The 24,160-nt window shown below is 66.2% G+C and carries 19 protein-coding genes; 14 read left to right on the top strand and 5 right to left on the bottom strand.

Features of this window, described 5'->3' with window-relative positions; all coding sequences use genetic code 11:
* Positions 1-55 precede the first annotated feature (55 nt).
* The 3 genes from HDC96_RS02650 to HDC96_RS02660 are packed head-to-tail and all read right to left on the bottom strand — an operon-like array spanning position 56 to position 5,179.
* On the bottom strand, positions 56-2,479 hold the full coding sequence (locus tag HDC96_RS02650) for a hybrid sensor histidine kinase/response regulator (protein ID WP_179458623.1): 2,424 nt from the start codon (positions 2,477-2,479) through the stop codon (positions 56-58).
* Complete coding sequence (locus HDC96_RS02655; RefSeq protein ID WP_179458624.1) at positions 2,472-2,945, bottom strand: response regulator; 474 nt, start codon at positions 2,943-2,945, stop codon at positions 2,472-2,474. Before HDC96_RS02655 ends, HDC96_RS02650 begins: the two co-directional genes overlap by 8 nt.
* Entirely contained in the window at positions 2,942-5,179 is a 2,238-nt protein-coding gene (locus tag HDC96_RS02660; RefSeq protein ID WP_179458625.1) for an ATP-binding protein, read from the bottom strand. The genes HDC96_RS02655 and HDC96_RS02660 overlap by 4 nt, the downstream gene beginning before the upstream one ends.
* 327 nt (positions 5,180-5,506) lie before the next feature.
* Here HDC96_RS02660 and HDC96_RS02665 point away from each other — a divergent pair, with 327 nt between their 5' ends.
* The 9 genes from HDC96_RS02665 to HDC96_RS02705 all read left to right on the top strand — a co-directional run bounded on the left by HDC96_RS02665 (position 5,507) and on the right by HDC96_RS02705 (position 13,905).
* On the top strand, positions 5,507-6,115 hold the full coding sequence (locus HDC96_RS02665; RefSeq protein WP_179458626.1) for a hypothetical protein: 609 nt from the start codon (positions 5,507-5,509) through the stop codon (positions 6,113-6,115).
* 136 nt (positions 6,116-6,251) lie between these two features.
* Positions 6,252-7,280: a hypothetical protein gene (locus HDC96_RS02670; RefSeq protein ID WP_179458627.1), complete on the top strand. Its 1,029-nt coding sequence runs from the start codon at positions 6,252-6,254 to the stop codon at positions 7,278-7,280.
* Positions 7,281-7,635: 355 nt separating this feature from the next.
* The gene (locus HDC96_RS02675) at positions 7,636-8,496 is read left to right on the top strand and encodes an STAS domain-containing protein (protein ID WP_179458628.1); all 861 of its coding nucleotides are present in this window, start codon (positions 7,636-7,638) and stop codon (positions 8,494-8,496) included.
* A gap of 1 nt (position 8,497) precedes the next feature.
* Positions 8,498-8,869 carry an STAS domain-containing protein gene (locus tag HDC96_RS02680; RefSeq protein WP_179458629.1) on the top strand — a complete coding sequence of 124 codons (372 nt, stop codon included), beginning with the start codon at positions 8,498-8,500 and terminating at the stop codon, positions 8,867-8,869.
* Entirely contained in the window at positions 8,866-9,267 is a 402-nt protein-coding gene (locus HDC96_RS02685) for an anti-sigma regulatory factor (RefSeq protein ID WP_176988606.1), read from the top strand. Before HDC96_RS02680 ends, HDC96_RS02685 begins: the two co-directional genes overlap by 4 nt.
* Positions 9,258-10,274 carry an ATP-binding protein gene (locus HDC96_RS02690; protein ID WP_179458630.1) on the top strand — a complete coding sequence of 339 codons (1,017 nt, stop codon included), beginning with the start codon at positions 9,258-9,260 and terminating at the stop codon, positions 10,272-10,274. The genes HDC96_RS02685 and HDC96_RS02690 overlap by 10 nt, the downstream gene beginning before the upstream one ends.
* The gene (locus tag HDC96_RS02695) at positions 10,271-11,131 is read left to right on the top strand and encodes an ATP-binding protein (RefSeq protein ID WP_179458631.1); all 861 of its coding nucleotides are present in this window, start codon (positions 10,271-10,273) and stop codon (positions 11,129-11,131) included. The genes HDC96_RS02690 and HDC96_RS02695 overlap by 4 nt, the downstream gene beginning before the upstream one ends.
* Positions 11,118-13,061 (top strand): response regulator, encoded by a 1,944-nt coding sequence (locus tag HDC96_RS02700; RefSeq protein WP_179458632.1) that lies wholly within the window; start codon positions 11,118-11,120, stop codon positions 13,059-13,061. The genes HDC96_RS02695 and HDC96_RS02700 overlap by 14 nt, the downstream gene beginning before the upstream one ends.
* A gap of 55 nt (positions 13,062-13,116) precedes the next feature.
* Entirely contained in the window at positions 13,117-13,905 is a 789-nt protein-coding gene (locus HDC96_RS02705; protein ID WP_179458633.1) for a CHAD domain-containing protein, read from the top strand.
* 18 nt (positions 13,906-13,923) lie between these two features.
* On the opposite strand, the gene HDC96_RS02710 is transcribed toward HDC96_RS02705, so the two are convergent.
* Positions 13,924-16,671 carry a UvrD-helicase domain-containing protein gene (locus HDC96_RS02710; RefSeq protein ID WP_179458634.1) on the bottom strand — a complete coding sequence of 916 codons (2,748 nt, stop codon included), beginning with the start codon at positions 16,669-16,671 and terminating at the stop codon, positions 13,924-13,926.
* Between the two features lie 107 nt (positions 16,672-16,778).
* The gene (locus tag HDC96_RS02715; protein WP_179458635.1) at positions 16,779-17,993 is read right to left on the bottom strand and encodes an MFS transporter; all 1,215 of its coding nucleotides are present in this window, start codon (positions 17,991-17,993) and stop codon (positions 16,779-16,781) included.
* 386 nt (positions 17,994-18,379) lie between these two features.
* Here HDC96_RS02715 and HDC96_RS02720 point away from each other — a divergent pair, with 386 nt between their 5' ends.
* The 5 genes from HDC96_RS02720 to HDC96_RS02740 all read left to right on the top strand — a co-directional run bounded on the left by HDC96_RS02720 (position 18,380) and on the right by HDC96_RS02740 (position 24,144).
* The gene (locus HDC96_RS02720) at positions 18,380-20,056 is read left to right on the top strand and encodes a type IV secretory system conjugative DNA transfer family protein (protein ID WP_179458636.1); all 1,677 of its coding nucleotides are present in this window, start codon (positions 18,380-18,382) and stop codon (positions 20,054-20,056) included.
* A 437-nt stretch (positions 20,057-20,493) separates the two neighbouring features.
* On the top strand, positions 20,494-20,937 hold the full coding sequence (locus HDC96_RS02725; RefSeq protein WP_179458637.1) for a hypothetical protein: 444 nt from the start codon (positions 20,494-20,496) through the stop codon (positions 20,935-20,937).
* A gap of 89 nt (positions 20,938-21,026) precedes the next feature.
* On the top strand, positions 21,027-22,109 hold the full coding sequence (locus tag HDC96_RS02730) for a type IV secretion system protein (protein ID WP_179458638.1): 1,083 nt from the start codon (positions 21,027-21,029) through the stop codon (positions 22,107-22,109).
* A complete protein-coding gene (locus tag HDC96_RS02735) occupies positions 22,106-22,891 on the top strand; it encodes a TrbG/VirB9 family P-type conjugative transfer protein (protein ID WP_179458639.1) in 786 nt (261 codons plus the stop codon). Before HDC96_RS02730 ends, HDC96_RS02735 begins: the two co-directional genes overlap by 4 nt.
* On the top strand, positions 22,888-24,144 hold the full coding sequence (locus HDC96_RS02740; RefSeq protein ID WP_179458640.1) for a TrbI/VirB10 family protein: 1,257 nt from the start codon (positions 22,888-22,890) through the stop codon (positions 24,142-24,144). Before HDC96_RS02735 ends, HDC96_RS02740 begins: the two co-directional genes overlap by 4 nt.
* Positions 24,145-24,160: the final 16 nt, after the last annotated feature.

Raw genomic sequence — 24,160 nt, forward strand, 5'->3', positions numbered from 1 at the left:
CCGGCGTCATGACGGCCGGGAGCTGCCTGTCACGGCTCCCGCCGGGCTCGGGGTCTCAGTTCAACGCGGCACCGTCGTGGGCGGGGCTTTCATCCTGCAGCGAGGTGCGGATGGAGCGCGCCAGATCGCTGCGGGTGAACGGCTTGGCCAGCAGGGCGATGTTGCGGCCGACCGCGCCGCTGGCGTCGATATCGCGCGGATAGCCCGAGGTGAACAGCACCCGCAGGCCGGGCTTGCGGGCCAGCGCCTCCTTGGCCAGCGCCCAGCCGGACATGCCCGGCATCACGATGTCGGAGAACAGCAGGTCCACGCGCACGTCGGTCCGGTCGAGCAGTCGCAGCGCGGAGGGGCCGTCGTGGGCCTCCAGCACGCGGTAACCCAGCTGGCGCAGGGTGTCCACCGTATAGGCACGGACATCGTCATTGTCCTCGGCGACCAGGACCGTCGTGTCCTCCTCGACCTCGAAGGCATCCAGCGCCTGGGCGTCGGCCATGCGGGTACTGGGCAGTTCGGCGGCCGAACGCGGGAACAGCAGCGTGATCGTGGTGCCGGTACCCTCGGCGGAATCCAGCAGGACGTGCCCACCGGACTGTTTGGCGAAGCCGTAGACCATGGACAGGCCCAGCCCGGTGCCGCGGCCGACCTCCTTGGTCGTGAAGAACGGCTCGAACACGCGCGCCATCACCTCCGGCGACATGCCCTGGCCGGTGTCGCGCACGCGGACCATGGCGTACTGGCCGGGGGGAACGTCGGGGTGCTGTGCCGCGTAATCCTTGTCCAGGTGGATGTTGTCGACCTCGATCGTCAGGCGCCCGCCCTCGGGCATGGCATCGCGTGCGTTGACCGCGAGGTTGAGGATCGAGGCCTCGAGCTGGCTCGGATCGATCTCCACGCACCAGATATCCGGGCTGTGCAGCATGTCGATCTGCACCAGTTCGCCCAGCGACCGCTTGAGCATGTCCTGCATGCCGCGCATTTCTTCGTTCAGATCGACCGGCATGTTCTTCAGCGGCTGGCGGCGCGAGAATGCGAGCAGCCGCTGGGTGACGTTGGCCGCGCGCATGACGCCCTTCATGGCGTTGTCGAGGGCGCGCGAGGAGTTGCCCGCTGCGTCGCCGAGCCGGTCGGTCAGCATCTTGGCGTATTCGATGTTGCCGGCGATCACGGTCAGGATGTTGTTGAAATCATGCGCGATGCCGCCCGTCAGCTGGCCCACCGCCTCGATCTTCTGGCTGTGCCGGAGCGCCTCTTCGGCCTGCCGGCGCGCGGTGGTTTCGACGGCCTCGGAGACGACGGCGGTGATCCGCGCCTGATGATCGAACAGGGGCCGGAACGAGAAGTCGAACGTGCGCTTGCCGGTCGGCAGGCGCAGCTCCAGCTCATGGCGGGAGGCGGTGCCGGCCGCGGCCTCGAGGATGGCGGTGCAGACCACCCCTGGTACTCCGGGGGTATCGGCGAACCACGCCGATTCGCAGTACAGGTTGCCGCGCACGTCCTGCTTGTCGGCCAGGATGGCGGCCAGCGAGGCGGAGTTGGTGTCGATGATGTAGCCATCGAGCGTCAGCAGGTTCTGGTGCTGGAAGCTGGATTCGAACAGGGCCTGCAGCCGGCTTTCGCTGCGGTGCAGGGCCGAGGTCCGCTCATCCACCTGGCGCTCCAGCGATTCGTTGCTGGCCTTCAACAAGGCCTGCGCCTGCTTGAGCTCGCTGATGTCGCGGGCCATGGCGTAGTAACCCACCACCGACCCGTCGGGGCCCAGCTCGGGCACGCAGTCCACCTGTGCATGGCGGGGGGTACCGTTGCTGCGCAGCGACAGCATGTCGAAGCTCACCTTCTCACCGGCCAGTACGCGATCGAGATGCTGCTGGATGCCGTTGAAGCTGTCCTCGCCGATGATCTCGCGCGTATGCCGGCCGACCACGGTGTCCGGGGTCAGCCCATGCCACTCGAAGTAGGCATTGTTGGCGAAGCGGTAGCGGTGGTCGTGGCCGAAGTAGGCGATCAGCGCTGGCAGTGAATCGGTGATCAGTTTCAGCCGTTGGTGGCTGTCACGCAGCTCGGCCTCCACGCGCAGTAGCCGGCGGCGCTCCTGGGCTTCCTGGATGGCCCGGACGACCGCATCGGGGAGCCGCTGCAGGCGCGACTTGACCACGTAATCGCGCGCGCCGCGCTTGAGCGCTTTCACCGCCAGCTCTTCGGTGAGCGTGCCGGAGACGAAGATGAAGGGCGTCTCCGGTGCGATCTCGCTGGCAAGCGTGAGGGCCGCGTCGCCATCGAAGCCCGGCAGCACGTGATCGGCCAGGATCACATCGAAGGAGGCCGTGCCCAGGGCGTCGAGCATGCCCTGGTGCGACCAGGTGCGCTCGGCCGTGAACGGCAGGCCGGCGCGCCGCAGCTGCGCGCTGATCAGCTCTGCATCGAGCGCGCTGTCTTCGACCATCAGGATGCTGATGGTCCCTGTTGTGGCAGCCTCAGCCATCGCTTCTACTCTTCCCACCGAACAGTGTGCCGTGCGGCGGCGGCTGGTTGGTGATGCCCCAGAACATGCCCAGCCCCTGGATCGCCTCCAGGAATTCCTTGAAATCCACTGGCTTGACCACGAAGGCGTTGACGCCCAGCTCGTAGCTGCGGATCAGGTCCTGCTCCTCCCGCGAGGAGGTCAGCATCACCACCGGGGTGCTGCTCAGGGCCCTGTCGGTGCGGATTTCCTTGAGCACTTCCAGACCGTTGAGCTTGGGCAGCTTGAGGTCCAGCAGCACCACCACGGGCCCGCCGTGCATGGCCCCTTCGTAACGTCCCTGGCAGCGCAGATACTCCAGCGCTTCCACGCCGTCGCGCACATGGGTCACGTCGTTGAGCAGCTGGCAGCGCGCAAGCGCCGCCATCGTCAATTCGGCGTCTTTCGGGTTGTCTTCTACGAGCAGGATCGGTCGCAGATCTCTCATAGGTGGTCTCCAGCAGTAAAGGGGATGGTGAAAAAGAAGGTCGCGCCGGCGCCAACCTGGCCCTGGGCCCAGGTGCGGCCGCCATGGCGGGTGATGATGCGGTGCACGTTGGCCAGGCCGATGCCGGTGCCTTCGTACTCATCGACGTGGTGCAGCCGCTGGAACACGCCGAACAGCTTGTCCACGTAGCGCATGTCGAAACCGCAGCCGTTGTCCTTCACGAAGAAGACGTCCTCGGTGTCCGTGCGTTCGTGCCCGATCTCGATGCGGGGTTCGGGCGTGTCGCGGGTGAACTTGATCGCGTTGGCCAGCAGGTTCTGCCAGACCAGCCGCAGCATGCCGGGGTCGGCGAGCACCTTGGGCAGCGTTGCGATCTGCCAGTCGATGGCGCGACCGGTGTATTCCATGTCCAGCTTGTGGCGCACGTCATCCACCAAGGCGGTCATCTCCATCGCGATCTGGCCCATGGTCGAGCGGCCCATCTGCGAAAAGCTGAGCAGGTCATCCACCAGCGTCCCGGCCGATTTTGCCGACTCCACGATGGTCTCGAGGAATCTCTTTTCTGAATCGTTCAATCGCTCGCCGGCCGAGGACCACAGCAGTTCCGAATAGCCCACGATGTGGCGGAACGGCGCGCGCAGGTCATGGCTGACCGAATACGAGAATGCTTCGAGCTCCTTGTTGCTGCGCAGCAGCTGCTCGTTCAACGCCGCCATTTCCTCAGCCTTGCGCAGCACGATGTCCACGATCGCGGCGCGAAGTTCCAGCGCGGCATCGCGGTCCACCTCGTTCCAGGGCAGCGACTGCTGGCGCACGGTCTGCTTCCAGCCCTCGAACGAGGTTCGCGGCGACAGCGGCTGACCGGTCTCTTCCTTGCGCGGATCGCCGCCCCAGCGCACGGTGCGGACCACCTCCGGCCGGAACCAGATCACGAAGCTGTCGTGGAGCTGCGAGATGGAGATGGCCAGCACGCCACTGGCGACGCCGGCGAACGCCTGCGCCTCTTTCCATCGCTGCGGCAGCGTGTCCGTGCAGAAGATATCGCCTTCGATCTGCTGCGCCGTCAGCCACTGGACCAGCTGCATCACCTGGCGCTGGCTCGGGCAGTCACCGTGCAGGATGCACTCTCCACGATGCACGATCGCCGCGCCCGTGGAGTGGGTCAGCGCGAGCAGGCTGGGCTGGTCGCGGCCGAGCGCGGCCATGAAGTCGGTATCGCCGGCCATTCGCCCAAGCAGCCGGACCTGGAAGGCCCGTCGCGCGATCCGCTCTTCGATCAGTACCGCGCGCTGCTTCAGCGCTATCTGCAGCGACAGGATCTGGCCGATGAACTCGCAGGCCGTGCGCACGTGGTACGGCACCCGGCGCGCGACCTGGTTGTGGCAGGAGATCAGGCCCCACAGTTCGCCCTCGCACAGCACCGAGACCGACATCGACGCACCGGTCCCCATGTTGCGCATGTACTGCAGGTGCACCGGCGAGACGCTGCGCAGCATCGCCGGGCCCAGGTCCGTGGGCGGCGCATCGGCGCTGGCCGGCAGCCGCACCAGCGGGACGGGAGTGTAGTGGCTGTCGGCGATGAGCCGGACGCGGTTCTGCCGGTACAACTCGCGTGCCTGGGCCGGGATGTCCGATTCCGGGAAGCGCAGGTCAAGGTAGGAGGGCAGTACGGTATTGCGGTCTTCGGCCAGCACCGCGCCGTTCCAGTCCGGGTCGAACTGGTAGAGCATCGTGCGATCGAAGCCGGTCAAGGCGCGGATGTGCTCGGCGGCGAGCTCGCACAGTGCCTGGGTGGTGGGCGCACGCTCGATGGCGGCCATGAAGCGGCGGATCGAGGGGTACAGGTCTTCCAGCGAGCCCGGCTCACCCGGTACCGGCGCTTCCAGTTCGATGATGATCTCATCGCCGATCCGGTGCGCCACGGTGTGGTGATGGCCCGCGGTGCCCACCGGGTGCGTTCCCAGGAAATGCGAAGCGCCTTGCTCCAGCGCTTCCAGCAGCGGCCTGCAGTGGGCCAGGGTACCGCCGAGCACCGCCTCCAGAGAGTGCCCCAAGGGGTCGCCGAGCGCCTCGATCAGGTCCGGTTGCGCGACTGCGCGGGCGTTGACCGTCAATGTCAGGTGATCGAGGACCAGGATCAATCCGTAAGGCTGGATCGCGCCGGGGGTACGGATCGGCTCACGCGCGCAGCTGGACAGCTCCAAGGCGCTTGCGCCGGAATTCCTCGAGGACATGCATTGACTCCTGCTCGTTGCCAGTGGTGACCACCGCCCGAATGGCACGGCGTCGCCTGGTCGTCAGGAGCTCACACCGGTCACTGCGACGCGGTGTGCCACAGTTCCCTCATTTTTGCATAGGCGTGAGCCCCCATCTGTGAGGATGCGATGGCATTATTCCGGGCGCGACAATGGCAGGCCGATGCCGTTTTGATATCAGCGCTGGTTTGCCGCTGACGCCGAGATCGAAGACCATGGGGCAGGAAGCGCCCACTGGCCGGGCGCATGGCCGGCCGCACGCCGCTCAATGCCGCCGCCGCGTCCCGATGGAGGAGGGAACCCAACATGAAGCCCCTGCAGGGAATCCAGGTCTCGGTCTATACCCGCTGGCATCAACTGGCTGTGCCGTTGGCCTTCGCACTGGCCGCCGGCAGTTTCATGCTCATCGTGCTCAATCGGGGACCGGTGGGCATCGCGATCCTGGTCGCCCTGCTGTGCCTGGTGATTCCACCCTTGCTCGCATTCCAGGGATTTCCCACCCGCAACGAGGTGATGGTGATGCCCGACGGCCTGATGTTCTCCCGGCGCGATGCCGTGCCGTTTGCCGAGCTGTCCCGTTGGGGAACCGACGACTACCTCACGCTGGTGCGGCCGGGCAGGGCGACACTGTTGGTGAGCGCGGCGGACCTGCAGAGTCGCGACCGGCTGCTGCGTGAGTTCCAGCACGCACTGGACACCTGGCATCGGCAGCAGCCAGCGCTGACCGAACCGATCCGTCGCACCTGGTTCTACGGATCCGTACGTGCCCGCGCCATCGGTGCCGTGATCGTCGCGCTGGGCGCGATGTGCATTGTCATGGCGCTGCGGTTGCATACGCCGTCCATCGAGCTGGCCATTGTCGGGGCGCTGGGCGGATTGTTCGGGGTTTTCATGCTGTTGGGCCGTCGCGTCTGAGCTGCGGTTAGGCTCAGCGATGACGCCATCGCGTCCACGCCGTCTTGTTTTCAGCGTCTCGCGTATTTCACGACTGCGAGCGCAGCCTGCCGATGCGAGCTGCGTCCGCAGCGCATGAAAAGGAGTGCCACACGCTATGAATACCCGAGGCGATTACGCCCACCCAGAGCCCGTCGCTGCGGCGACCGTGGCCGTGGTTACCCCACCGCCGGTGGTGGATCTTCCGCGTGACAGCGCTGTGTCATGGGGTGCCATCCTGGCCGGTGCGATCGCCGCGGCGGCGCTCTCGCTGATTCTGGTGATACTCGGTGTAGGCCTCGGCCTTTCATCGGTGTCGCCGTGGTCGTTTGAAGGTGTGACGGCTGAGACGTTCGGCTGGTCCAGCATCGCCTGGCTGACCTTTACCGCCATCGCCGCGTCCGGTCTGGGTGGCTATCTGGCGGGCCGCCTGCGCACGAAGTGGAGCAACATCCACGGTGATGAGACTTACTTCCGCGACACCGCGCATGGTTTCGTCTCGTGGGCGGTGGCCACCCTGCTCACTGCCGCGCTGCTGACCTCCGCCATTGGCGGCATCCTCGGCGCGGGTGCCAAGGTGGCCGGTGCTACTTCAGGTGCCGCCGCCTCGACTGCAGGCGGTATCGCCGCAGCCGGTGCAGGTTCGGCGGCGATGGGCAATGACCAGGGTGACCTGCAGTACTGGGTGGATTCGCTGTTCCGCGCCAGCCCGACCGCAGCGCCGGCCGGTCCCGCCGATCCGGCGGCACCGCCCGCACCGCCCGCGAACGGCGCACTGCCGCCACCGCGCCCGATGCCGGGTACCGACCGTCGCCCGGACAGCCGTGAGGTCCGCACCGAGGTCAACCGCATCATCGTCAACAGCCTGAAGTCCGACACCATGGATCCGGCCGATACGCAGTATCTGGCGCAGCTGGTGGCGGCGCAGACCGGCATGACCCAGGCCGAAGCCCAGGCCCGCGTCACCGATGTCCAGACCCGCCTGCGTGCGGCGCTCGACAACGCCAAGGAGCAGGCCAAGCAGGCTGCCGACGATGCCCGCAAGGCCACCGCCTACGCCGCGCTCTGGCTGTTCATCACGCTGCTGATCGGTGCTTTCATCGCCAGCCTGAGTGCCACCTGGGGCGGCCGCCGCCGCGACCTGTGATCCTGACCACCTCAAGGGAGGAAACACCATGAAGTACATTCTGCTGTGGATGCTCGGCATCCCGATTCCGCTGCTGCTCCTGTTCGCGCTGCTGCGCTGAACGATTCACCATCAGGCCGCCTTCGGGCGGCCTGATCCGTTGCGGTGGCTTGCGCCTGCAAAGATGCTGCGCCGGCCTGCGCTGTCGATATCTGAACCAGTCAGGGAAGTGCAGGGATTCTTCACGCCGCCGGCAGCCGTCGTCGTGCCCAATATTCCTGAATTCATTTAAGCTTTGAGAATTGCGGCCCCATTCATATCAGTGGTTGGGGCCCCAGCCCATCCGCGGTGTTCCCCTTTTTCCAGGACCTTTTCCATGGCGGCTTTGCAGCAGCGCACGATCGATCTCATCCGCAGCCACCAGGAGCCCTTGTTGGCCGCGTGGGCCGGCACCCTGAGCCACTCTGGCCGCGCCCAGGACGGTCGGCTTTCCGCCCGCGAGCTGGACACCCAGGTCCGCGAGTTCTGGCGCCTGTTCCTGGACGCTCTGTCGGCCACGGACGTCAGCTCCGTCGCGCGGGCAGAGTGGCAGGACATCCGCCGTTTCCTGGAGGAACTGTCGCGCGAGCGCGTCCTGAAGGGATTCAATTCTTCGGAAACCGCCAGCTTCATCTTCTCGCTGAAGCGCCCGCTGTTCGAGGTGATCCAGCAGGGCTACGCGAATGATCCGGCAGGGCTGGGCGACCAGCTGTGGGCGATCTCCGAACTGATCGATCAGCTGGGTCTTCACACGGTTACCGCGTTCCAGAAAACGCGCGAAGACGTGATCCAGCGCCAGCAGGAAGAAATGCTCGAACTGTCCACCCCCGTGGTGAAGCTGTGGGAGGGCGTGCTGGCGCTGCCGATGATCGGCACGCTGGATTCGCAGCGCACCCAGGTTGTGATGGAGTCGCTGCTGCAGCGCATCGTGGATACCGGGTCTGAAATCGCCATCATCGATATCACCGGCGTCCCCACCGTGGACACGCTGGTGGCCCAGCATCTGCTGAAGACCGTCACCGCCATCCGCCTGATGGGCGCCGATGCGATCATCAGCGGCGTGCGCCCGCAGATCGCCCAGACCATCGTGCACCTGGGCCTGGACCTCAATGGCATCGTGACCAAGGCCAACCTGGCCGACGCACTGGCGCTGGCGCTCAAGCGCACCGGCCAGACCGTCACCCGGACCGCCCGCTGAGATGGAGCGTATCCCGATCCTGCAGATGGGCGATCTGCTGCTGGTGACCATCCAGGTGGACATGCATGACCAGCTGGCGCTGACCCTCCAGGACGACCTCACCGAGAAGATCCGCAGCACCTCCGCGCGCGGTGTGCTGATCGATATTTCCGCACTGGACATCGTCGATTCGTTCATCGGGCGGATGATCGCCACCATTTCCTCGCTGGCCCGGATCATGGATGCCACCACGGTGGTGGTCGGCATGCAGCCGGCCGTGGCGATCACGCTGGTGGAGCTGGGCCTGACGCTCAGTGGCGTACGCACCGCGCTCAATGTGGAGCGGGGCATGAAGCTGCTGCAGCGCACCGACGACGACGAAGCCAACTCATGACGGCGTCCAGTGGTTCGCTGCCGATCCGCATCGAGCAGGACGTGGTGCTGGCCCGCCAGGCCGCACGTCAGATCTGCGTGGCCTGCAAGCTGCGCTTGATCGACCAGACCAAGCTGGTGACCGCCGCCAGCGAACTGGCCCGCAATGCCGTCATCTACGGTGGCGGCGGGACGATGGACTGGGACGTGGTCGAGAAGGGATTGCGCAAGGGCGTACGGCTGGTCTTCGCCGACAACGGCCCGGGCATTCCGGATGTCGCACAGGCCTTGACCGACGGCTGGTCGTCCGGCTCGGGCATGGGCCTGGGCCTGTCCGGTTCGCGCCGGCTGGTGGATGAGTTCGAACTGGAGAGTGCACCGGGGCAGGGCACCCGTATCACGATCACCAAATGGAGCTGAACTTCGGCGGCCGGGTGACGCGGATCGTGGTGGTCGAGGAAACCTCACAGGTCGGGCAGGCCCGGCGCGAAGCGCTGGCGTTGGCCGATCTGATCGGCCTGGATGAAATGGACGCCGGCCGCGCGGCATTGGTGGCCACGGAGATGGCCACCAATGTGCTCAAGCATGGGCGAGGTGGACGCATGTACCTGTCCGAGGTCTGTGGCCGCGGCGCCAACGGTGTGGAGCTGTGCACCGTGGACACCGGTCCGGGCTTTTCCCTGGCCGAGTGCCTGCCGGACGGCTACTCGACCGGCGGCACGCAAGGGCTGGGGCTCGGTGCGATCCAGCGCCAGGCCACCGTGCTGGACGCATGGTCGGACGCCAAAGGCGCGGTCGTGGTGGCGCGGATCTACGCCAGTCGTGCGCCTGGCGATATCGACGTGCCCTACGGTGCACTGCGCATTCCCATGCGCCACGAGCTGGCCTGTGGCGATGCCTGGCATCTGCGCGCCGATGGACAGACCGTGGCGGTCACCGTGATCGATGGGCTGGGACATGGATTGCCCGCCGCCGATGCAGCGCAGGCCGGTGTGAATGCCGTCGCCGAGTCGTCCGCGGTTGGCGCGCCAGCATTGATCGGCGTCCTGCATGCCGGCATGTCGGGCACCCGCGGCGGTGCGGCGGCGGTGGCCTGCGTGGACGTGGCGAGTGCCCAGGTGGAGTTCGCCGGCATCGGCAACATTGCCGCCAGTCTGTGCGAGCCCACCGGCTCACGCGGGCTGGCATCGCACCCGGGCATCGTCGGGGTGCAGTACCGCAAGGCACAACCATTCCATTTTCACGCGGCGGCAGGCACGCTTCTGGTCATGCACAGTGATGGACTGCAGGCGCGCTGGAGCCTGCGCGACTACCCCGGCCTGTTGCACCGCCACCCGGCCTTGATCGTGGCGGTGCTGCACCGTGATTTCGATCGTGGCCGGGATGACGCCGGCATCGTTGCCCTGCGTCTTGGAGACCTGCATTGAGCGCCACGCCCCACGATCAGGAGCTCCAACGGCTGCGTCTGGAAGCCGATGCGCTGCGCGCTGAACTGGATGAAACCAACCAGGGTGTGCTGGCGCTCTATGCCGAGCTGGACGAGCAGGCCGAGCAGCTGCGCGAGGTCTCCGAGCTGAAGAGCCGGTTCCTGTCCTACATGAGCCATGAGTTCCGCACGCCGTTGGGCTCGATCCTGAGCATGACGCGGCTGCTGGAGGACGGTATGGATGGGCCGCTGACCGAGGAACAGCGCCGGCAGGTCCGTTTCATCAGTACCTCGACCAGCGAACTGCGCGAGATGGTGGATGACCTGCTCGACCTGGCCAAGATCGAGGCGGGGCGGATCACCATCTCGCCCGCCTGGTTCGACCTGATGGACCTGTTCTCCGCGCTGCGCGGCATGTTCCGCCCCTTGGTGGAAGGCAACCAGGTGGACCTGCTGTTCGAGGATCCGCCGGTCATGCCGATGCTGTACACCGATGACAAGAAGCTGGCGCAGATCCTGCGCAACTTCATTTCCAATGCGCTGAAGTTCACCCCCAGCGGCCAGGTCGTGGTATCGACCCAACTGGAGGGGGAGAGCGCGGTGCGCTTCAGTGTCCGCGATACCGGCATCGGCATTCCGGCGGAGCTGCAGTCGACCCTGTTCGAGGATTTCGTGCAGGTCGATACGCCGCTGCAGAAGCGCCTGCGCGGTACCGGCCTCGGGCTGTCGCTGTGCAAGCGCTTCGCCGAGCTGCTCGGTGGCCATGTCGGCGTGGAGAGCGAGATCGGCACCGGCTCGAATTTCTACGTAGTGCTGCCGCTGACCCTGGCCACGGAGGCCGTGAATGCCGATTCCTGATCGCATCCTGGTGGTGGATGACAACGTGGCGACCCGTTACGCGGTGCGCCGCGTGCTGGAGCACCACGGGTTCCATGTCGAGGAAGCCGGTACCGGCGGTGAGGGCCTGGCGCGGCTGGCCGAGCATGATTTCGGCGCGCTGGTGCTGGATGTGAACCTGCCGGACATGAGCGGCTTCGATGTCGTCCGCCAACTACGCGAAGACCCCCGCCTGCAGTTGCTGCCCGTGGTGCATGTCTCCGCGGCGTCGATCGCCACCGGCGACATGATCACCGGCCTCAACGCCGGTGCGGATGGCTATCTGATCCATCCTGTCGATCCGGATGTGCTGCTGGCGACGCTGCGCAGCCTGCTGCGCGCCCGCCGCGCTGAAGAGGCGTTGCGCGAGACGGAAGCGCGCTTCCGGGAGATCTACCGTCACATCAATGCGCCGATCGCGGTATTGGATGCGTCGCTCAACGCCCACGATGCCAACGATGCCTTCACCCGCCTGCTGGGCCAGCAGGCAGGGCCGGGTCAGCTCGACCAGCTGCTGCAGGACCAGGTCGCTCCCCTCAGTGCGTTGAAAGTGGCATTGGCCGAAGGCGAGCGCTGGCAGGGCACCTTCAGCCTTCGCGTCGGCGGGTCGATCCGCATGACCGAATGGCGGGTGACGCCGTACCAGGCCGCCGGGCAGGGACTCGTCCACATCGAGGACACCACCGAACAGCATGCGCGTGCGAACGAGCAGCGGCAGGAACTGGAGAGTGCGACCTCCGAGCTCGCCTTCCAGATCGCCGAGCGCGAGCGCACCGAAATCGAGTTGATGCAGGCGCAGAAGATGGATGCGCTGGGCCAGCTCACCGGCGGCATCGCGCACGATTTCAACAATCTGCTGACCACGATCATCTCCGGGCTGGACATGATCGAGATCGCCGCGTCCAGCGGCAAATGGGACAAGGCCTCCCGCTACGTCGAGATCGCCACGGGCTCGGCGCACCGCGCGGCCGCGCTGACCCAGCGCATGCTCGCGTTTGCCCGCAAGCAACCGCTCGATCCACAGACCTTCGATGTCGTGGCGCGGGTGCGCTCGCTGGAAGACATGCTGCAGCGATCGATCGGTGAGAACATCGAACTCGAGCTGGAGCTGGGTCTTGAACCGCTGATCGCGGTCGCCGATCCCAACCAGTTCGAGAACGTGATCCTCAACCTGGTCATCAATGCCCGCGATGCGCTGGCCGGCCAAGGCCTGATCCGCATCCGCGCCGGGCGTGTCGAGATCGAGCGGGACCATGAGCTGGCGCCGGGTCACTACGTTACGGTGACCGTGCTCGACAACGGCGTGGGCATACCCGCAGAGCTGCTGACCAAGGTGTTCGAGCCCTTCTTCACCACCAAGCCGCAGGGCGAGGGCACCGGGCTGGGACTGTCGATGACCTACGGGTTCGCACGCCAGTCCGGTGGCAGTGCGCGCATCGCCAGCGAGCGTGGCGAAGGCACCGAGATCGAACTCCTGCTGCCGGAGGGGCATCTGCAGCCTGCGGACCAGACACCTGTCGCACCGGTACAGCTGCCCCGTGGCAGCGCCGAGCGCATCCTGCTGGTCGACGATACCGACTCGGTGCGCATGATGGTGCGCGAGATGCTGGTCGAGGCCGGGTATCAGGTCGTTGAAGCCATCAACGCACAGCAGGCCCTGCTGGAGCTGCATTCGGACCGCGAGCTGGACCTGCTGCTGTCCGATGTCGGCCTGCCGGGCATGAACGGACGTGAGCTCGCCGATGCGGCACGCGTGCTGCGGCCCCATCTGCCGGTGCTGTTCGTGACCGGCTATACGGAGAGTGCGGCCGTGCGCAATGAATTCCTGGGGCAGGGCATGTCATTGCTGCCCAAGCCGTTCAGCGTGAACGAGCTGCTCCGGGGCGTGCGGCAGATGTTCAACCCGGCCTGAGCCGGCGGCCCGCCGGCATGGGTACAATCGCCCGACGCCTCCGGGGGAAACCGCCATGTCGCCACCCGCCATCGGCCCTGCCGCCCGCGCACTGGCAGACCGTGAGTGCATTGCCATCGCCGATGCGCTGGCGCTCCAGCCGGATGTCCACGATGCCGTGCATCGTGCACGCAAGACGATACGCCGCCTTCGAGCGCTGCTCGCCGTGCTGGAGAGCAGCGAACTTGAGACCGCCCGGACTGACGCGGCCCTGCGTCGGCTCGGGCAGGGCTTGTCGGCATTGCGCGATGCACATGTGGTGGTGGAGACCTGCCAGCACTTCGCCGGGCAGCATCCCGCCCGGCCGTGGGAGGCGGTGTGCAGGCGGCTGACAGCGCGGCGCGACGTACTCCTCGCCCGGGCGCTGGGGCGGGACCCGGCGTTCGCACGCCGTCAGGCGGCACTGGTGCGTATCGCAGGTGACCTCCAGGCGCAGCCCTGGGAGGCGCTGAGAGCGCGTGATCTCCGCAAGGGTCTGGCGCGCAGCGAACGTCGTACCGCCAAGGCGGAGAAGCGCGCCGCCCATACCGGGGATCCGGAGGACCTGCATCGCTGGCGGCGCAGAGTGCGTCGCCTGCGTATGCAGCTGGAGGCGCTGCCCGCGCTGGACGGTGCGCTTGCGGCCTCGATCAAACGGAAAGGACCGGGCCACCGGGCGCGCGCCCTGCATACGCTGGGCGATCAGCTTGGCAGGCAGCAGGACCAACGGATGGTCCGCAACCTGGTGCGGGTGATGCCGGGCGTGCCGGAACGGCGTGCCCTGCTTGCCCAGATCGGTGCCGCACTGGCCGCTGCGCCCGGCTGAGCGGCGCAGGCGCAGCGCTCAGGCCCCCGCGACTGAACGCAGGCCGGCATGGCCGGCTGTCCTGGGCGGTTTGTACTCGCAGCGCGGATACCCCGAGCACGACTGGAACGCGCCATACGGCCCGCTGCGTGGCACGATCACGCCCACCCTGCAGGCGGGGCACGCCTGCTCGTGGATCGTCTCGCCGGCCATCGAGGTCAACCGCACCGCGCCGTCGTTGACCAGCTCGGTCAGGAAGGCGGAGCGGCGGCCCTGCACGGTGAACATCGCCACCGAGCGGCGCGCACGCGTCAGCGCGACATAGAACAGGCGGCGCTCCTCGCCGAGCGGATAGGGATCGCTGTCCGGCATCGCCAGCGTCAGCACCGGGTCATCGGCGCGGGTATTGGGGAAGCGGCGATCCAGCATGCCGGGCAGGATCACGTAGTCCGCCTCGGCCCCCTTGGCGCGGTGCGCAGTGAGGAAGCTGACCTCCATGAGCTGCCCATGGCGTGCGCGCCAGGTGGCCGGCAGCAGGGCGCGGTCGGCGTTGTAGCGGCCGAGCACGAAGACGCTGACCTTGCCGTCGCGGCCCGGCGGTACCTGGCCGCTCAGCAACTGCTGGTGCAGCTGCTGCAGATACTGTTCGACCGCGCCAGCCAGCCGGTCGCGCGAGGCGACCTGGAAGGCCTGCAGCACGGGGCCATGCGCGGGGGTGACCGAGTGGACGTCCTTGGGAATCTGCGCCGGATTGCGTGACACGAAAGCACTGGACACATCACACAGCGCCTGCGGGCAGCGGAAGGTCTGCTCGAGCTTGAGCACCTGGCCCTGCCCGAACCACGCCACGAAACCCGTCATCACCGACACGTCGGCACCGGCGAACCGGTTGATCGACTGCCAGTCATCGCCGACCGCGAACAGATGCCTGCCCGGTGCCTGCACCAGCGCACGGCACAGCCGCGCGCGGGCCCGCGAGGCATCCTGGAATTCGTCGGCCATCACCAGGTCAAAGGGAGCCACGTAGCGCCCCTGTTCCAGGTGTTCGGCGGCCTGGTTGAGCATGTCCTCGAAGTCGATGCCGCCTTCGGCGACCAGCGCATCGTCCCAGCCCTCCAGGATCGGAAGGATCAGTTCGAGGAAGAGACGGTAACGGTGCTTGAAGTGATCGTCGGGCAGGCGGCGCAGGCGCTCGACCATGTCCTGCATGCCCAGCCCGTTGCTCTTGGCGTGGCTGATGAAGGTGCGCACCAGGCCGATCAGCTCGGTATCCGGCATCGGCGTCGCGCCGCCTTCGGGCAACGCGCGGTCCGGATTTGGATCGAGCACGACACCGTGCCGTGACAGCGCCTCGCCCAGCCGCACGAACAGTTCGCCGGTACGCAGCTGGTGGGAGGTGGTCTCGATCCGCTCGGTGCCGTGACGGGTGCCTTGGCGGCCCTCGTGATGCGCCGGCGCACGGCCATGAACGTCCGGGGCGAGGTGATCGTGATGCAGCGCAATGCCTGGATAGTGGAAATCCGGGCGGTACTGGCGGTACTCGTCCGTCCCGGCATCGAATGTGTCGCGTCGCGCATAAACGTAGTCCACGCCGCTGTAGAACAGCCAGTCGGCGATCACGCACTCCTCGATGCTGCGCGCGCGCTCGCCGCGCAGCGTACGCACGTACCCCTGGCCGTCCTTGTCCCATTCCTCGGCGTCCAGCGCACCGCCGATGACGGGCAGATCGCGGCCGAACACCAACCGGAACATGTCCCACTGCGTTCGGAAATGGAGGGAGCGGTCTTTCAGCGCATCGATGATCTCGGCCAGCCGATGGAACCCCTGCGTCGCATCCACGGCCCAGTCCGGCACCTGCGGCATCCGCCCGGTCGCCTGGGCGATGATGTGCCGGCCCAACGCATGGAACGTGCGTGCTTCCACCCTCACCCCATCCAGGCCGATGCGCGCGAAGGCCCGGTCGGCACGCGCCTGCAGTTCGGCCGCGGCGTCCTTGTTGAAGGCGAGCATGACGATACGTTCGGGTGCGACCAGGCCGCGTTCGATCGCGTAGGCCGCCTTGGCGACCATGGTCGAGGTCTTGCCCGAGCCGGCCGCGGCCACCACCTGGACGCGGTTGTCGAAGCAGATCACCGCGCGGGCCTGCTCATCGGTGAGGGGACGGCTTTCGACACGGTCCAGCAGCGGGCGGCTGGCGATCCGCTCGCGCGCCTGATGGGCTTCATTGCGGCGCGCCCACATCGCCGGCCAATCGGCCAGCCACAGCATCAGCGCTTCCTCGATCACCGAGGGGTCGCCCTCCAGTTCGCTGCGCAAGCCGGCGTCATCGAACACCGCCCACAGCGCTTCTTCATCGAGCGGCAGGGTGGGGCGCGCCAGCAGCAGGGCCTGCTGCTGCTCGTGGGTCAACCACAGTGACTCCTCGTCGGCCAGATCGGTGGCGGTCTGCACCTGCGTGAGCCAGCGCTGGATCGCGGCGTGGGCCTGCCCGAACAGGGCGACATGGTCACGCTGGCGCTGCGCTCCACGCTGCGCGTCCAGTGCCGCCACCAAGCCGCGCGCGGACGCCGCTGAAAGGCCGCCGAGCGTCAACGGGGTGTGGCCCTCGCGATGCAGGGTGAGGCGCGCCCAGGGCAGGCGCGGGTGCACCTGCAGCGCGTCCAGCGGCGCGTGATAGACCTGACCGTCGACGGTCAGGACCAGCTGTTCGTCTGCCAGGCGCAGCTGCCAGTGCGGCGATCGCGTCAGGCGTTGACCCCAGCGGCTCGGGGCCCATTCGTACGTCATCGGTGTGTCCAGGTGCGGCCCTCGTGGCGGCCGTGGCCGGGGCAGCACGAGTGGCGCGGTGTGAGCGGACACCCATGATAGGGGAAATAAAAAAAATCCCCGCGCGCTTACTGCTGCAGCACCGGCGCGCTGCGCGAGCGGCGGTCCACCAGCATCGCCACGCCCCACAGCAGCAGGCCACCCAGCGCGGTCGCCGCACCGACGTAGCCGGTCACGGCGGGGCTGAAGCCGGCGCCGATGGCCATGCCACCGAACCACGGGCCGAGCGCATTGGCGGTATTGAAGGCCGCATGGTTGGAGGCCGCGGCCAGCGTCTGCGCTTCACCGGCGACATCCATCAGGCGGGTCTGCAATACGGCCGCCAGTGCGCCCATGGTGCCGACCGCGATGATCATCGGGAACACGCTCCACACCGACTGCGCGGCAATGGGGAAAGACAGCAGCACGATGATCGACCAGACCAGCACCACCGCCGCGGCGCGGAACTGGAAGCGGTCCACCAGCCAACCACCGGCCACGTTGCCGATGATCGCGCCGATGCCGAAGATGCCCACGGCCAGCGGCATCCACGATTCGGCCAGGCCGGTGACCTGCACCAGGGTCGGGGCGAGGTAGGTGAACACGCAGAACATGCCGGCAAAGCCGACCGAGCCGATCGCCAGTGCCAGCCACACCTGGGTGCGGTTGAAGGCGCGCAGCTCGCGCATCGGCGAGGTCCGGACTTCATCCGGATCGGGCAGCAGGAAGCGCGCGATCATCGCCACGGTGGCGATCGCCAGCACGCTGACCAGGGCGAACGCGGTGCGCCAGCTGACCTGCTGGCCGAGCCAGGTGGTCAGCGGATTGCCGACCAGGATCGCGACCGAGAGGCCGAGCAGCACCTTCGATACCGCCGCGCCGCGCTGGGCGGGCGGACTGATTGCGGCGGCCACCAGCATCGCCACGCCGAAGTAGGCGCCGTGCGGCAGGCCGGCGACGAAGCGCGCGAGCAGCATCGTGCCGTAGTTCGGTGCCAGTGCGCTGGCCAGGTTGCCGATCGCGTAGAAGCCCATCAGGGCGAGCAGCAGGCTGCGCCGGGCGAAACCGGCACCGGCGAAGGCCAGCACCGGCGCACCAACCACCACGCCGATGGCGTAGGCGCTGATCAGGTGGCCGACCTGGGTCTCGCTGATCGACAGCCCGCGGCTGATCTCCAGCATCAGTCCCATGCTGGCGAACTCGCTGGTGCCGATGGCAAAGCCGCCCAGCGACAAGGCCAGCAGGATCAGGGTGCGCTCGCGCGGCGAGAGCCGGGCGGCCAGGGAAACGGGGGAGGAGCTCATGCGGGCAGGACGTGACCAGAAGGCGGCCGCCTATTGTACTGCTGCGGCGCAACATACTGCCGACCCCTGCGCTGGGATGCTGTGGTGCGTGAAGGTCGTGATCTCCCGCTGGCGCTGTCGGCGCAGCGCCATGATGCAGGGTAGCCCTGACATATCCGCCCGTGTACAGTCCGGGCGATGGGTCCGGCTACGCCGTGTTCACGTCCGAACGGCAAGGATCACCCCCCCGCTGCTGTCGCTGGAAACAGGCGCGCAGCGAGGGGTCGTTGTTGTGGCGACGCGACGACGGGGCGTATGCACGACGAAGTGAAAGAAACGCGTACGGTGCGACCCAGGCGCCGGCGCAGGCCGTAGCGCCCTGTGGGGCGCGTCATGGAGGATAGGGTTTGTCCACGCAGAAGATTGTTGTTCCCGCCGTCGTCATCGTGTTGACCGTGATTGCCGGCTACTGCCTTGCCGGGTATCTCACCTTGTTGTTGCTGGGCCTGGATACCGGGCTGTTCAAGTGGAACACCTATCTGCAGTACCTGCAGGCACTGGATCAGCCGGTCGTGGCGCCGTACGTCACCAAGATCAAGCTGGCCGGCGTGGTCGGTTTCGGGCTTCCGCTGCTGCTGTCCCTGGTGGCGATGTTCCTGATGTTCCGGTCGAAGAAGACCTCGCTGCACGGTGACGCGCGCTTTGCCCAGGCTGCGGACCTGGCCAGGCACGGGCTGTTCAAGAAGACCGGCAACGGCATCGTGGTGGGCCGCTTCGGCGGCAAGCTGGTGCGCCTGAGTGGCCAGCAGTTCGTGATCCTGGCCGCCCCGACCCGCTCGGGCAAGGGCGTGGGCGTGGTCATCCCCAACCTGCTCGAGTACGACGAGTCGGTGGTCGTGCTGGACATCAAGCAGGAAAACTTCGACCTGACCAGCGGCTGGCGTGCCAGCCAGGGCCAAGAGGTGTTCCTGTTCAATCCTTTCGCCGAAGACCGCCGTACCCATCGCTGGAACCCGCTCAGCTATGTTTCCGACGACCCGGCCTTCCGCGTCTCCGAGCTGATGAGCATCGCCGCGATGCTGTATCCGGACGGATCGGACGATCAGAAATTCTGGGTCAGCCAGGCGCGCAACGCGTTCATGGCGTTCAGCCTGTACCTGTTCGAGAACCGCGACGATGCGCGCAGCAACGGCTTCCCGGGCGAAGCGCAGGACATGCCCACCCTGGGCGCGCTGTTCCGCCTGTCCACCGGCGATGGCAGCGACCTCCGGAAGTACCTGCAACGCCTGGCCAGCCAGACCTACCTGAGTGGCAACGCCAAGTCGGCCTTCGCCAACCTGCTGTCCCAGGCCGACGAGACGTTCGCTTCGATCATGGGCACCTTCAAGGAGCCACTCAACGCCTGGATCAACCCGGTGCTGGACAAGGCCACCAGCGGCAACGACTTCCTGCTGACCGACCTGCGCAAGAAGAAGATGACCATCTATATCGGTATCCAGCCCAACAAGCTGGCCGAAAGCCGCCTGATCATCAACCTGTTCTTCAGCCAGATCATCAACCTCAACACCAAGGAACTGCCCAAGTCCAACCCGGACCTGAAGTACCAGTGTCTGCTGTTGATGGATGAATTCACTGCGATCGGCAAGGTCGACATCATCGCCTCGGCGGTGTCCTACATGGCCGGCTACAACGTGCGCCTGCTGCCGATCATCCAGAGCATGGCCCAGCTCGATGCCACCTATGGCCGGGATGTGTCGCGCACCATCATCACCAACCACGCCCTCCAGATCCTGTACGCGCCGCGGGAGCAGCAGGACGCCAACGACTACTCGGAGATGCTCGGCTACACGACCATCCGCAGGAAGAACGTCACCCACGCCCGCGAGAAGACCCATAGTTTCACCGAGGAGCGACGCGCGCTGATGCTGCCGCAGGAGCTCAAGGCAATGGGCAACGATCACGAGGTGTTCCTGTACGAGGGCATCCCGCACCCGGTGAAATGCGACAAGATCAAGTACTACAAGGATCGCTACTTCACCTCGCGCCTGCTGCCGAAGACGTCCGTTCCGAACCTCAATATCTGATCTGCTTGGCACCAATTGTGTGATGCGCATCAAAGAATCGATGTTTGAAAACGTTTTTTTGCTCGTGATTTGACGCGGAATTGACGCTCGCCTGTGGCATCGTGTTCATGATGGTGAGCTGCTTTCGTCGTCAATTCTTGTCTGGCATGCGACGCGGAAGCAGAGCATCGAATTGTTGCAGGGACGTCATGGACGGCATTGTTGAAGTGATGTGGATGTGGGGCGATGGGGCCGGGCGATACGCCCGGGGCGCCTGCACATCGGTACGTGCAGCCATGGGCTGCACAAGCGGGCGGGGGCCGATCGCAGTAGTCCAGGAAGTTTCACCACTCTATCTGCCATAGCCAACTGGCTCCGGGTCGTCATCCACCCGGTGTAGCGAGTTGCTGCCAGTCAATCGAATCAAGCCGCGTTACGTACGTCATAGGGAAGTCCGTATGAAGCAAGCGTATCTGTCACAGGGATTCATCGTCGTCGCCGCCGCACTGATGCTGGCCGGCTGCGCCACCAAGCCGGCCCCGGATATCGGCGGCCGCTGGAAGCCGGTCAACCGCTTCGCCAGCACCACCATGGAAATTCCGCTGTACACGAGTTACGTGTACCAGGCCACGCCGATGGACGGCACGCTGAAGACCATGCTGGAACGCTGGGCCAAGGATTCGGGCATGACCCTGGATTACCGGATCAGCTCGGACTACACACTCTACGGTGCCGTCTCCGGCATCGGGACCACCAATCCACAGCAGGCGATGGTCGACCTCAGCTCCGCCTATGCGGCGCAGGGCGTGTCGGTGTCCATCGTCGGCAACCAGATTGTCGTGCAGGCCGCTGCGTCGCCCACCGTTTCGGCGGCTGCGGCCGACGCGTCCAGCGGTAGCTGACGCGGGTCGAGTATCGGTAAACGTGATGCTCCCCGCGTACCGCGCAGGGGTGCCGCGCCCATTGACGTTCCAGTAGTACGGATGAACCCATGTTCCGAAAGAAGGAAACAGGCAGTAGCCAGAAGGTCGACCAGGCGGTCGCCAAAGCGGTGAGCTACGAGCTGACCGTGGCCGACATGGCACGTCGCAGCGAGCGCCGCGCATGGTGGGTGGCCTCGGCCTCGCTGGTGATGTCGCTGGCCCTGGCCGGCGGCTACTACTACATGCTGCCGCTGAAGGAGAAGGTGCCGTTCCTGGTGATGGCCGATGCCTATACCGGTACGGCGACCGTGGCGCGGCTTACCGGCAACTTCGAAAACCAGTCCATCACCGCCAGCGATGCGATCAACCGCAGCAATGTGGCGCAGTACGTGATGGCGCGGGAGTCCTACGACTTCGCGGTGATGGGGCTGCGCGACTGGCAGTTGGTCTTCGTCATGTCTGATGACCTGGTGGGCGGCTCGCTCAGGGCGCGCTATGCCAACAACAACCCGCAGAGCCCGTTCAACATGTACGGCAAGGAGCGCGCGATCCGGGTCAAGATCCTCAGCATCACGCCGCTGGAGGCGCAGGCCAATGGCGGCTTCCGCGGCGCTTCGGTGCGTATCCAGCGCAGCCTCTACGACAAGACCAAGGCGACCACCACCTATCTGGACAACCAGTTGGTGACGCTGCGCTTCCGCTATGTGCCGAATCTGGCCTTGAACGAACAGGAGCGCATCCTGAATCCGCTCAGTTTCCAGGTGTTCGAGTATCGCGTGGACAACGATTACTCGCGCGGCGTGCCCGGTCCGGACCAGGCCGCATTGCAGCAGCAGGCCGCCCAGGCCCAGCAGATCGCCCAGCAGGGCGTGTACGACCCGAACAACCCGGCGGCAGCGACCATGGTGATCGACCCGACCACCGGGCAGCCGATGGTGGTGCCGGCACCCGGCGCTCCAGGGCAGGCCTATCCGGGCCAACCCGTGCCGGGCCAACCGGTGGAGGGCGTGCCACCGGTTCCGGGGCAGCAGATCCAGGGCCAGGGGATGCCTGGCCAGGCAATGCCGGGGCAGGCAGTGCCCGGACAGCCGGCAATGACGCCGGCGCAGAACAATTCCACCGGAAGTGCTGATGGAGCAAGCAACCGATGAGTAGTCGAAAAGTCAGAGGGCGCGCATGGGCGTTGGTGTCGATGCTGTCATTGTTGTTCTCCGCGTCCGCGTCCGCGTTCGCGCAGGCAGTGGATTATTACGAGTATGAAAAGGACCGCATCTACCCGGTGCGTACCGGCCTGGGCCTGACCACCCAGATCGAATTGAGCCCGGACGAGAAGATCCTCGACTACAGCACCGGCTTCAGCAGTGGCTGGGAGCTGACCCGTCGCGAGAACGTGTTCTATCTCAAGCCCAAGAACGTCGACGTCGACACCAACATGATGGTGCGCACCGAGACCCATTCCTACATCTTCGAGCTGAAGGTGGTGGCCACCGATTGGCGCCAGCTGGAACAGGCCCGTCGAGCCGGTGTGCAGTACAAGATCGCCTTCAACTATCCGGCCGATACCGAATTCGGCATCGCGCAGGAGGCCGTGAAGGAAGAAGCCAAGCCGCTGCTCAGCACCGAGCTGGCCAAGGATCGGCAGTACAACTTCGATTATTCCTATTCGACCCGGCGGGCCAAGAAGATGGGCTGGCTGGTTCCGGTCAATGCGTATGACGATGGTCGTTTCACCTACCTGCGTCTGCCCAATTCGCCTGAGTTCAAGACCGGCATCTTCCCGGCGGTGTTCGGACGGGATACCGAATACGGTGAAGACTTCGTGGTCAATACGACCGTGGAAGGCAACAACCTGATCGTCCACGGGACCTACCCGTACCTGGTCATCCGCCACGGCGAGTTCGTCGTCGGCCTGCGAAGGAACGTCAAGAAATGAGCCAGAACACTACGCCCGGGAATGATCCGTACGACGGACGTGAGCAGGAGCAGGGGCCGCAGGGCAATGGCCCGGCTGCCGGAGAAACGCATTCGAATCCGTACTTCGGCACGGCGCAGCCGGCGCAGACGCCGGACCTGGATGCCGCTGCGCCGCAGCTGCGCTCGGCCGAAGAGCAGCGCCTGAACCGCAAGGCCCTGGCCTTCCTTGCCGGCATCCTGCTGCTTGTGGTGGCCATGGGGTATCTGCTGCTCCGCGGCTCTGGCGACAAAGACGCCAAGCCGGTCACCGGAACGCCGGTCACCTCCACCCCGGAGCTTCCGAATCTGAACCAGGGGGCGCCGGCGGTGCCGGTGGCGCCGGCCGATCCCATCCCGATGCTGCCGCCCTCGGAGGCCAACACGCAGCCGACCCTGGTCCCTCTGCAGTCGCCTGAGCCGATGGGGCCGCGCGTTCCCACGTTGCTGGAGCGTCGCCTTGCCGGCATCGACGGCGCGGCAGCCAATGGCGTTTCCGGTGGCCCGCCCAATGGCCAGAATCCCGCCATCGAGGCTGCTGCGCGCAGCGCGATGATGGCGCAGATGGGGGGGCAACAGCCCGGCGGTCCCGCCAGGCTCCAGCGTGGTCCCGATGTCGAGGACGTATCCAATGCAAGCTTCATCCGCAGCCCGGATGCCTTGCTGGTGCGCGGCACCTATCTGCGCTGCGTACTGGAAACCCGCATCATCACCGACTACGCCGGCTACACGTCGTGCCTGCTGACCGAGCCGGTGTATTCGATCAATGGTCGCAGCCTGCTGCTGCCGAAGGGCTCCAAGATCTATGGCAGCTACGGCGGCCGCCCGACCGGCAAGCGTGTGGAGGTGATCTGGGATCGCATCACCACGCCCAATGGCCTGGACGTGGCCATGTCCAGCCCGGGTATCGATGGGTTGGGCAGTGCGGGCCATCCGGGCCAGTACGACGCCCATTGGGGCGCGCGCATTGGCTCGGCGCTGATGATCAGTCTGATTGCCGACGCCTTCAAGTACGCCGCCGCCGAGAACGGCCCGGAAACCACCACGGTCACCGGCAGCGGTCTGGCCGTACAGTCGCCCTATGAGAGTGCCACCGCGCGGACCATGGAGCGGCTGGCTGGCGAGGCGCTCAGCGAGCGTAGCCCGCCAACCGTGACCATCAACCAGGGCACCGTGCTTGCCGTCTATGTCGCCAAGGATGTCGACTTCTCCGATGTGCTGTCCCAGCGACGTTGATAGAGTGAACTGAATC

Origin of the sequence: Stenotrophomonas sp. JAI102, assembly GCF_013409105.1 — a bacterium.
GTDB classification, from domain to species: Bacteria; Pseudomonadota; Gammaproteobacteria; order Xanthomonadales; family Xanthomonadaceae; genus Stenotrophomonas; species Stenotrophomonas maltophilia_AA.